At 46.8% G+C, this 11,121-nt stretch carries 4 protein-coding genes; 2 read left to right on the top strand and 2 right to left on the bottom strand.

Annotation, left to right across the window (positions count from 1 at the left end; genetic code table 11):
- Positions 1-56: 56 nt before the first annotated feature.
- Positions 57-1,838, bottom strand: coding sequence for an EamA family transporter (locus tag QT974_RS22690; RefSeq protein WP_333470683.1), 1,782 nt, complete (start codon positions 1,836-1,838; stop codon positions 57-59).
- Between the two features lie 562 nt (positions 1,839-2,400).
- Positions 2,401-2,676: a hypothetical protein gene (locus QT974_RS22685; protein ID WP_333470682.1), complete on the bottom strand. Its 276-nt coding sequence runs from the start codon at positions 2,674-2,676 to the stop codon at positions 2,401-2,403.
- Between the two features lie 46 nt (positions 2,677-2,722).
- Here QT974_RS22685 and QT974_RS22680 point away from each other — a divergent pair, with 46 nt between their 5' ends.
- The gene (locus QT974_RS22680; RefSeq protein ID WP_333470681.1) at positions 2,723-6,010 is read left to right on the top strand and encodes a non-ribosomal peptide synthetase; all 3,288 of its coding nucleotides are present in this window, start codon (positions 2,723-2,725) and stop codon (positions 6,008-6,010) included.
- Positions 6,007-10,956 (top strand): amino acid adenylation domain-containing protein, encoded by a 4,950-nt coding sequence (locus tag QT974_RS22675; protein ID WP_333470680.1) that lies wholly within the window; start codon positions 6,007-6,009, stop codon positions 10,954-10,956. Before QT974_RS22680 ends, QT974_RS22675 begins: the two co-directional genes overlap by 4 nt.
- Positions 10,957-11,121: the final 165 nt, after the last annotated feature.

Raw genomic sequence — 11,121 nt, 5'->3', positions numbered from 1 at the left:
ACTGTCAACTGTCAACTGTCAACTGTCAACTGTCAACTGTCAACTGTCAACTGAACTTAAGTAGCCTTCTTCTGAGGAGCCACCATACGTTCTACACTCATCGCAGCCACGCTCAACGTCACCACAATCATGCCGAGAATTGCTACAGGCTGCAACTTCTCATTGATAATTATAAACCCGAAGAGTGCGGTCATCGCCGGCCCCAAAGTGCCAATTACTGACGCTAAGGCCGCCCCCGCGAACCGGATGGCAAAATTGTTCAAAAGGTAGCTAAATAGTGTCAACACCCCTAAAACAATCCCTCCTACAATCAAACCAGGCCAAACATTTTGGTCGATGTTGGGAGCAAAATTTTCCGACAGAGGCACCCACAAACTCAGGGCGGAAAATACAAAAATCGCGGCAAAATTAACTAAACTAAAAGGAATCGGGTGCAGCTTGCCCGCGGCCATTTGCGTCAGCAATACGTAACCTGCAAAGGTAATCCCAGAAGCCAGTGCCGCCGCGACTCCCACCTCGACATTGCCACCGCCGGGAGCTGGCGCAGCAAAACTCGGCGATCCAACTAAAATCAGACCTGCGGTAATCCCCAACATCGCTAAAAAGCCGGTCGTACTGGGGCGAGCGCCAAACAACAGCCAAGAACCTAGTACGGTGACGATCGGGTAAATAAAGAAAATTGTAATCGCAATCCCCGCCGGAATATTGCCGATCGCCAAATAAATCAAAACCTGAGATAAAAACAGAAAAAATGCGCTTCCTAAAACTTTACCCCACAAAGCTCGATCGCCCGATTGGAACAATCGTTTAATATCTTTCCAGACACTCGGATACAGAAATGTTGCCAATACCGGCATCAAAGTCATCACCACGATCAGCCGCATCAACAAAATTAACAGAGAATTTCCAAAACCCCGAGTCACCACCCCATCAAGCTCAAATATCCCAAAAATCATCCGAGGATTTCTGCTTTTAATTAGAATTCTCAAACAAACATTAAACAGCGACAATACCACCGCCGAAGACAAAGCCAGAATCAAACCTGTCTGCATTTGAGAAGCTGCTGTCGCTTTAGCAGCGGGTGCCGGAGCTGCTGAAGGCTGCGGCACGCCTTGGCGCACTGCATCCGCAGGTGCTGGCGGCAGAACTTGGGGGCGGATAGAATTAAGCGAATTAGTTGATGCTTCGGGATACGAATCTTGAGCGTCGAAAGGATTGTCAAGATATGCTTCTTCTTCTTGGAGTTCTTCCCGAATGCGGTTGACGAGATTTTGTAACAGTTCTTCCCCTTGGAGTTCGAGGGTTTTCATGTTGTTGAGCCGCATGGATAGGTCGCTTTCGTAGCTGCTCAAATCTTGTTCCAGCATCTGGAAACTGCGATCGATCCGCTCATCCAGCGCCGCCAATAACTCCGAAGCCCGTTCGTCGTAGTTGCTCGGGGGCATGGGTATGGGAAATTCGCCGCTGGGAATCGGGCTGCTGAGAGAATGACCAGAGTTAGCGCTGAGTTCGTTGAACCGCTGCACCAACAAATCCTGCAAATTGTGAGCCAAAACTTGAGCCAACTGCTTCAGCCACAATTGCTGCTGCTGAATGTACCGCCCAGACAGAGATTCCATTTGCTGGGACTGCAATTTGCGATATTGGTCCCGCAGCCCTTCAATATCTTCAATCAGGTGATTTTTTTCAGTTTGCAGCCGAGTAATGTCCTGATTTAACTGACCTTTGACATTTTCATGCAAAGCGTCGAGTTCCTGCATCACCGAGTTGAGGACTTCTTCTGCTGATTGTGCATCCCCTGCGTCGCCTTTTGGCGAGTATTTGTTCCGGTTCGCCATTAGCCTATAACCTCTAATTTAAACTGCACGTTCACTGTTCTTAAGTAATTTGGCTGCATCAGGTCGCAAGTTCTAGTAAGTCGATCTCAAAGATTGCGGGCACTGTTTAATCAATAGTAGTCGCTCAGCTAGAAATGTGAGAAAACTACGCGCGGCGAAGCTATCGGGCTCTTAATCGCCCTAAGAAAACTTTGTGCAACTAGAAATCATACTACAGCTTGACCTCTGCACCGATTGCTTGGGGCAATTCTCGCATCCAACTCACCCGCACCGCTAGCAGGCTCGCCCGTTTCCCCACAACTAAACTTGAGGGTAGGGCCGAGACTCCTCACCCCTAAAGGCATAATTTGAGCATTAAATAGCCAGAAACCGGGTTTCTGGGCCCAAGTCTCTGTCGCACTCTTGCACCCGGATTTTTGATATTAAAAGTTCCGATCTGAAAGCTCGCCAAAATTTTAAGAGGCGATCGCACCCTCAAAAAGTAACCTGTGTCATCAAAAAACTAACACATCCCATTCTCCAAGGGCAACAGATATGGCATCCGAAAATTATGACAATTCGTTTACCATAAGAATCTGGTTTCTGGTTGGGTGCATCTCTGTTTTGCTTTTAATAGTGCGAGCGTCCCCGCTTGCTTATAGAACCAAGCGAGCGGGGACGCTCGCACTGTAAAAAGAACTGTTTTTTGCACAAATGAGATGCTCCCATCTGGTTTAAAGCCCGCCCGATCGCGAGAAATTAAAATCAGACGATTCATTACTCCAATCCTCTTCCTTTCTTTCTTTCTTTCTTTCTTTCTTTCTTTCTTTCTTTCTTTCTTTCTTTCTTCCTTTGTCAACTGTCAACTATCAACTGTCAACTGAATGAAAAGCGATCGCCAAAGCATGAATATTTCAGACCAAGCCGAAGTGTTTGTCTTTCCGGCATCATTTGCGCAGCAGCGCCTGTGGTTTCTAGACCAATACGCACCCGAAAATCCTTTCTACAATATAGTAACAGCACTGCGCTTAACTGGTTCCCTCAACATAACAGCCTTAGAACAAACCTTCAACAAAATAGTGCAGCGCCACGAAACTTTGCGCACCACGTTTGCAGCGGTAGCCGGTCAACCAATGCAGGTAATTTCTCCCGATTTCCAGATTAATTTACAAATATTAGACCTGCAACATTTACCGCCAGAACAGCGGCAAACAGAAGCCCAAAAAATCACCGCCGCCGAATCTCTTCGTCCTTTCAATTTATCCACGGGCCCGCTGATGCGAGTCACCATCCTGCGGCTGACAGATAGCGAGCATATTTTGTTGCTAAATATGCACCACATCGCCTCCGATGATTGGTCGATCGGCGTGCTGATTCGCGAAATACAAGCTATTTATACAGCTTTGATAAATCAACAACCATCTCCCCTGCCAGAATTATCTCTGCAATATGCCGACTTTGCCGAATGGCAGCGTGAATGGCTCCAAGGAGAAGTATTAGAAACTCAGCTAGCTTATTGGCGGCAGCAATTACGCGGGATTTCGGTATTGAATTTACCGACCGATCGCCCTGCACCAGCTAGGCAAAATTATCGCGGAAAAACTCAATATTTAGAAATACCTAAACAGCTCCAAGACTCACTCCTAGCCATGTCACAGCAAGCAGGAGCGACTTTATTTATGACATTGCTGGCTACATTTCAAACTTTGCTGTACCGCTATACAGGACAAGCTGATATTGTTGTCGGTTCGCCGATCGCCAATCGCAACCTCAGCGAAATCGAAGCATTAATCGGTTTTTTTGTCAATACTTTAGTGCTGCGAACAGACTGCTCGGGAAACCCGACGTTTCGAGATTTTTTGGGCCGGGTGCGAGAAGTCACCCTGGGGGCTTACGCTCATCAAGATTTGCCTTTCGAGAAGCTCGTCGAGGAATTGCACCCAGAGCGATCGCTCAACCGACACCCGCTGTTTCAGGTAGTATTCGGTTTGCAAAATGCGCCTGTGGACGAGCTAGAATTGCCCGAATTAAAGTTGAGTTCTTTTCATTTGGAAACTCAAACAACGCGCTTTGATTTCGAGCTGCATTTGTGGGAAGCTGCGGATAAGTTTCGCAGCAGGTACGGCGAACAGTGGGAAGATTCGGAAGGACTCAGAGGCGTAGCTGTTTACAATCCAGATTTATTTGATGAAATTACGATCGCGCGGATGCTGAAACATTTTAAAATGCTGCTGCAAAGCATTGTCGCGAATCCAGAACAAAGAATCGCTAACTTACCTTTCTTGAGCGAGGATGAAATGAATCAATTATTGCGAGAATGGAACGATACTAGGACAGATTATCCTCAAAATAAGTGCATTCATCAGTTATTTGAAGAGCGGGTTGAACAGCATTCGGAGGATGTCGCCGTAACTTGCGACAGCCAGCAATTGACTTACAAACAACTCAACAGCAAAGCTAACCAACTGGCGCGCTATTTACAAAAACGAGGTGTGGGGGCGGAGGTTTTGGTGGGGCTGTGCGCCGAAAGATCGATCGACCTTATTGTGGGTATGTTGGCTGTACTGAAGGCTGGAGGCGCTTATTTACCCTTAGATCCGAGCTATCCGCGCGATCGGCTAAACTTGATGTTGGAAGATGCGGGAGTTAAAGTCTTGCTAATTCAGGATAAATTGAGCGAGAATTTCCAAGACTTCTCGCATTCGGTGATTAAGTGCGATCGCGACTGGGAACAAATCGCCCGAGAAAGTAGCGAAAATCTCACCAACACAGTCACAGCAGATAACCTAGCTTACATTATTTACACATCAGGCTCCACCGGAAAACCCAAGGGAGTTGCTGTCACCCACAAAGCCGTAAATCGGTTAGTAATCAATACCAACTACATAAAAATAGAACCTACCGATAAAATTGCCCAAGCATCAAACGCTTCATTCGATGCAGCCACCTTCGAGATTTGGGGAGCCTTGCTCAACGGCGCTCAACTTGCCATAATTAGCACAAATATTACCCTTTCTCCTCACGATTTAGCATGGGAACTGCGCCAACAAAACATTACCATTTTATTTTTAACTACAGCATTGTTCCAACAAATTGCCAGAGTTTTACCAGAAGCTTTTAATTCGCTGCGCTGCTTGCTGTTTGGCGGCGAAGTTGCCGATATTAGATGCGTGAGAAAAGTTTTAAAACAGTTGCAAACTACTAAATTAATTCACGTTTACGGCCCGACCGAAAATACGACATTTTCGGCTTACTATCAGGTGCGAGACGTACCCGAAACCGCAACCTCACTCCCGATCGGGCGCCCGATCGCCAATACGCAAATTTATCTCCTGGATGCCCAATTGCAGCCAGTGGCGATCGGCATTCCAGGCCAATTATACCTCGGCGGCGACGGACTGGCGAGGGGCTACCTCAACCGCCCAGATTTAACTGCTGCGGCATTCATTCCCAATCATTTTAGCAAAAAACCCGATTCATACCTTTACAAAACAGGCGATTTAGGCCGCTATCGGGTTGACGGCAACATCGAGTTTTTAGGCCGCGCTGACAACCAAGTAAAAATTCGCGGCTACCGCATCGAATTAGGAGAAATCGAAGCAGCTTTGTGCCAGCATCCACAAGTCAGCGAAGCAGCAGTAATTGTCAGAGAAGACATCCCCGGCGACAAACATTTAGCAGCTTACGTTATTCCTGAGGGCATTAATAAAAAATCGGAAACTCAAAATCTCAAGTCAAGCGACTTGCGGCAATTCTTGAAACAAAAGTTACCCGGATACATGATACCTGGAACTTATGCAGTGTTAGAGTCCATGCCGCTAACACCCAACGGCAAAGTTGACCGCCGACTATTACCTCAGATAGATACAGACAGCGAGGATCTAACAGTAAATTGTGTAGAACCTCGGAACGATATCGAAGAGGTGCTGGTGAAAATTTGGGCTAAAGTTTTGGGAAAACAGCAAGTTAGTATCTACGATAATTTCTTTGAACTAGGCGGTCATTCCCTGCTAGCAACCCAGTTAATTTCTCGCATCCGAGACGCTATGCAAGTCGAATTGCCGGTCAGCAATTTGTTTGAGGCCCCAACTGTGGCGAGTCTAGCAAAATACATTGAAACAGTGCGCTGGGCGGCAAAAAATCAAACAACTACTAACAGGATTGCAGATACTAGAGAAGAGGTGGAATTTTGAATACAGTTGAATTTATATCTTACCTTCGCAGTCTAGATATTAATATTTTTGTGGAAGAATCTCGCCTGCGCTGCAACGCTCCCGAAGGAATTATTACACCCGAACTGCGCGCCGAAATTTCCCAAAGAAAAGCCGAAATTATTTCATTTTTACAAGCAGCTAATTTTACTCCGGCACCGATAGTTCCTGTGGCGCGCAACGGAAATCTTCCGCTGTCCTTTGCACAGCAGCGGTTGTGGTTTCTCGACCAATTAGTGCCGAACAATCCTTTTTATAATGTTCCCGCAGCCTTGCGCCTGACGGGCGCGTTGAATTTTCCGGCGCTGCAACAAACCTTCAATGAAATTGTGCGCCGCCACGAAGCTTTGCGCACGAATTTAGCAGTGGTGGCCGGCGAATCTGTGCAGGAAATAGCTGAGGTTTTTCACCTGCCAATTTATGTATTTGATTTGCGAAATTTGCCCGAGGAATCTCGCCAAGCTGAAGCAAATCGGCTCGCAGCTAAGGAAGCTGAACGCTCTTTCAATTTGTCAACAGACTTGTTGCTGCGCGTGACATTATTGCGATTAGATGATGCGGAATATTTGCTGATGCTGAATATGCACCACATTGTCTCCGACGGTTGGTCGATTGGAGTGCTAATTCAGGAATTAGGCGCAATTTACACGGCTTTTGTTAGCGGAAAACCTTCGCCTTTACCGGAGTTGTCGGTGCAGTACGCTGATTTTGCAAAATGGCAGCGCGAATGGCTGCAAGGCGATGTTTTAGAAACGCAGCTTGCTTACTGGCGCCAGCAGTTAAACGGCATTTCGATGTTAAATTTGCCTGCGGATCGGCCTCGGCCCGCAGTACAAAGTTATCGCGGAAAAAGGCTGCTTTTGCAACTGCCAAAACCGCTCAGCGAGGCTTTGGAAATGTTGAGCCAGCGCCAAGGAGTAACGCTGTTTATGACAGTGCTGGCAGCTTTTCAAACGTTGCTTTACCATTACGCGCAGCAGGAGGATATTGTTGTCGGTTCGCCGATCGCCAATCGCAACCGCAGTGAAATTGAAGCATTAATCGGTTTCTTTGTCAACAGTTTGGTGCTGCGTACAGATTTGTCGGGAAATCCCACATTTCTGGAACTTTTAAACCGAGTCAAAGAAGTCGCATTAGGAGCTTACGCTCACCAAGATTTGCCGTTTGAGAAGTTAGTAGAAGAATTGCACCCCGATCGCGCCCTGAACCAAAATCCCTTATTTCAGGTAGCCTTCGCCCTGCAAAACGCGCCCGCGAATCCCTTAGAATTGCCCGAATTAACCCTCAGCCCGCAGCAGTTAGACGTGCAAACAGCCCGATTTGATTTGGAGTTTCATTTGTGGGAGCGATCGCCCAACAGCTCGGGAAGCAGCGAATCGCGCAGCAATAAGCTGTGGGTTGACACGAACGAAGGCATCAGCGGCATGGTAATTTACAGCGCCGATTTATTTGATGAAGCGACAATTTGTCGAATGATTCGGCATTTTCAAACGCTGTTAGAAAGCATTGTGGGAAATCCCGATGAGCGCATCGCCTACTTGCAATATTTGAGCGAGCAAGAGCGCGATCGTTTGTTAGTTGAATGCAACAAAACAGCGGCTAATTATCCGCAAAATTTGTGCGTGCATCAACTTTTTGAACTTCACGCAAAGCAAATGCCGGATGCAGTGGCGCTGGTATTTGGAGACGAGCGAGTCACATACCGAGAGCTAAATTTGCGCAGCAACCAACTAGCACGTTACTTGCAAAAAATTGGGGTGGGTGCGGAAGTTTTAGTCGGGCTGGGCTGCGGGCGATCGATCGAGCTAATTGTGGGGATGTTGGCTGTACTGAAAGCTGGGGGAGCTTATCTAATTTTAGATCCGAACTATCCGGTGGCGCGATCGCACTTGATGATAGAAGATGCTCAGGTGTCAGTATTGCTAACCCGCCAGGGAATAAATTCCCCCTCTTATAGCGAAAGTCGTCTAAAGACGACTGAAACAGCAGAAGTTTCCAGTCGGCTTCAGCCGACTTCAGCTACGAGCAGCCAAAGTCTTTTAAAGACGACTGAAACACCAGAAGTTTCCAGTCGGCTTCAGCCGACTTCAGCTATGAGCCAGGGAATTTATTCCCTGGTGGATGATGGCGCAGTACAAAATTTAGAAACACAATCAGACGATAAAATTAACCATCCAATGGTTGTTTTTCTAGACACAGACTGGGCGATGATTTCCCAAGAAATCGCCGACAATCCCACCAGCGCCGCCACAGCCGCAAATCTGGCTTACGCGATTTATACCTCCGGCTCCACGGGAAAGCCGAAAGCGGTGGAAATTGAGCACCGGAGCCTGTTAAATCTGGTTTTTTGGCATCAAAACGAGTTTGGAGTGTCAGCGGGCGATCGGGCTACGCAAATTGCTGCGATCGCCTTTGATGCTTGCGCGTGGGAAATTTGGCCGTATCTCGCCGCCGGAGCTAGCATCTACTTTCCCGAAGATGAGATCCGGCGAGATCCTGAAAAACTGCAAAACTGGTTAATCTCAAATGCGATCGCAATTAGCTTTTTACCAACACCATTAGCCGCGCAACTATTGCAATTAGATTGGCCTCAAACAACAGCATTGCGAATCATGCTCACAGGCGGCGAAAAACTGCAAAAACATCCTCTCAAATCCCATCCATTTAAGCTCGTAAATAATTACGGCCCAACCGAAAACACCGTCGTCACAACATCCGGTTATATTCCTACAACAGAGTCCGATATCGCCCCAACAATTGGCCGCCCGATAGCTAACACTCAAGTCTACATATTAGACAAATATTTGCAACCCCTACCCGCAGGCGTTGTCGGCGAATTGTACATCGGCGGAAACGGACTCGCTCGCGGCTACCTCAACCGTCCCGATTTAACCGCAGAACATTTTATTCCCAATCCTTTTCAACCAAATTCAACAGAGCGAATTTACAAAACCGGCGACTTAGCGCGCTACCGAGCCGACTACAACCTGGAATTTTTAGGACGAATTGACGAACAAGTAAAAATTCGCGGTTTCCGCATCGAATTAGGAGAAATCGAAACAGTATTAACTCAACATCCCGCAGTACAGCAAACTGTAGTAACCGCTGCGGAAGATGCACAGCAAAATAAACGTTTATTAGCTTATATTGCCCTGGATCAAAAATATAGCAATATTAGCGAAACCGACCAAATCGTGCAACTGCAAGCAGAACAGGTTTCGCAGTGGCAAATGCTCTACAATGAAACCTACAATCAACCAGCCGCCGACTCAGATCCAACGTTTAATATTGTCGGCTGGAATAGCAGTTATACTAACCAACCAATCGCAGCAGAACAGGTGCGCGAGTGGGCGAACAATCAAGCCGCCCAAATTTTAGCTTTGCAGCCGCAGCGAGTCTTAGAAATTGGCTGCGGCACAGGCTTAATGCTGTTCCAAATTGCGCCTAGCTGCACTGTATATTGCGGTACAGACTTTTCACCAATTTCGATTAATTACATTCAACAGCACTTAGCAAATCAACAGTTAGCTAATGTCACGCTGTTGCAGAAAATGGCGACAGATTTTACCGGAATAGAAACAGCAGCTTTTGACTCAGTAATTCTCAACTCTGTTGTACAATATTTCCCGAATATCGACTATCTCGTGCAGGTGTTAGAAAGTGCGGTGAAAGCAACTGCTCCCGGCGGCTTTATCTTCATCGGAGATGTGCGCAGCTTACCGCTGCTGGCAGCTTTTCACGCTGCGGTACAACTGCATCAAGCCGAACCGAGTCTCGCTGCTGAACAGTTGCAGCAGCGAGTAAAAATGCAAATTTTTCAGGAAACAGAGTTAGTTATTCACCCAGATTTTTTTAGCGCTTTACAGCATCGCTTTCCGCAGATTGGCGGCGTAGAAATTCAATTAATTCGGGGCAGCTACCACAATGAGTTAACTCAATTTCGGTACAATGCTATTCTGCATCTGGCGCCGGAGAAAGATTCCCCCAACCCCCCTAATAAACAAGAAATTGAGACATCGCAACGGCTAGATTGGTCGAAACCAAACCAGCATCTGACAGTTAGCAATGTTGAACAAATATTATTAGAAAATGAACTCGATGTTTTGACCATTGCTAATGTACCTAACGCACGGATAACTGCTGCGGTAAAAACGGCAGAATTGCTATCAAATGCTGAGACAATTAAAACAGCAGCTCAGTTACAAAAAGCTTTGGAAAAACTCGGCGATTTAGGAATAAATCCCGAAGCTTGGTATGCTTTGCAAGTTCCCTATAATATTAGTATTGCTTGGTCAGATTCCGACAGTGACGGGTGCTATGATGTAGTGTTTTCCAGGGGCGAAACTCGAAATTTTGTGCAAGAAACCACAGCGGATAACTTGCTTCCGTGGCGCTCTTATGCTAACAATCCCTTACAAGCGAAAGCAGCGCGCAAATTAGTGCCGCAGTTACAGGCTTATCTAGCAAAAAAACTGCCTGACTACATGATTCCGTCGGCTTTTGTGGTACTGGAGTCGCTACCGGTGACTGCTAGCGGAAAGGTCGATCGGCTAGCTTTGCCCGCACCCGAACCGATTAAGTTAGAATGGGCTGGCGGTTATATTGCGCCTCAGACTGCGGTTGAGCAAGTTTTAGTAAAAATTTGGGCTGAGGTTTTGGGGATAAAGCGATCGGGTATCCGCGACAATTTCTTTGAATTGGGAGGTCATTCGCTGCTGGCGACTCAGCTTGTTTCGAGAGTGCGAGATGCTTTCGGGATAGAGTTACCTTTGCGCTGCGTTTTTGAAGCACCCACAATCGGAGAATTGTCTAAGATTGTGGAGAGTTTAAAAGATAAGAATGCTAAAAGTGAAATTCCGGCTTTAGTGGCGATTTCGCGCGATAGCCGGCGGCGGAAACTATCATCTTTGAATCAAGAAAGTAAATAAACACGATGGCTGTTGAACAGGGTGCAATTACGGTTCACTTAACGATTTTATTTCTCATTTCCAATAAGGTTCGATCGTTCGGACTTTAGTCCTTTCCCTGAGGACTAAAGGGGTGCATCTCATTTTTGCAAATATACTCGTAGGGGCTCTCGCATTTCGGCAGTA

Origin of the sequence: Microcoleus sp. BM001215392, assembly GCF_036700185.1 — a bacterium.
Taxonomy (GTDB): Bacteria; Cyanobacteriota; Cyanobacteriia; order Cyanobacteriales; family Microcoleaceae; genus Microcoleus.
The sequence above is the reverse complement of the archived record's forward strand: the minus strand, read 5'-3'. Positions and strand labels throughout refer to the sequence as shown.

Bases quoted from the DNA above. Each gene is read 5' to 3' on its own strand.
- QT974_RS22680 (WP_333470681.1), top strand. From the start codon at position 2,723: ATGAATATTTCAGACCAAGCCGAAGTGTTTGTCTTTCCGGCATCATTT.
- QT974_RS22690 (WP_333470683.1), bottom strand. From the start codon at position 1,838: ATGGCGAACCGGAACAAATACTCGCCAAAAGGCGACGCAGGGGATGCA.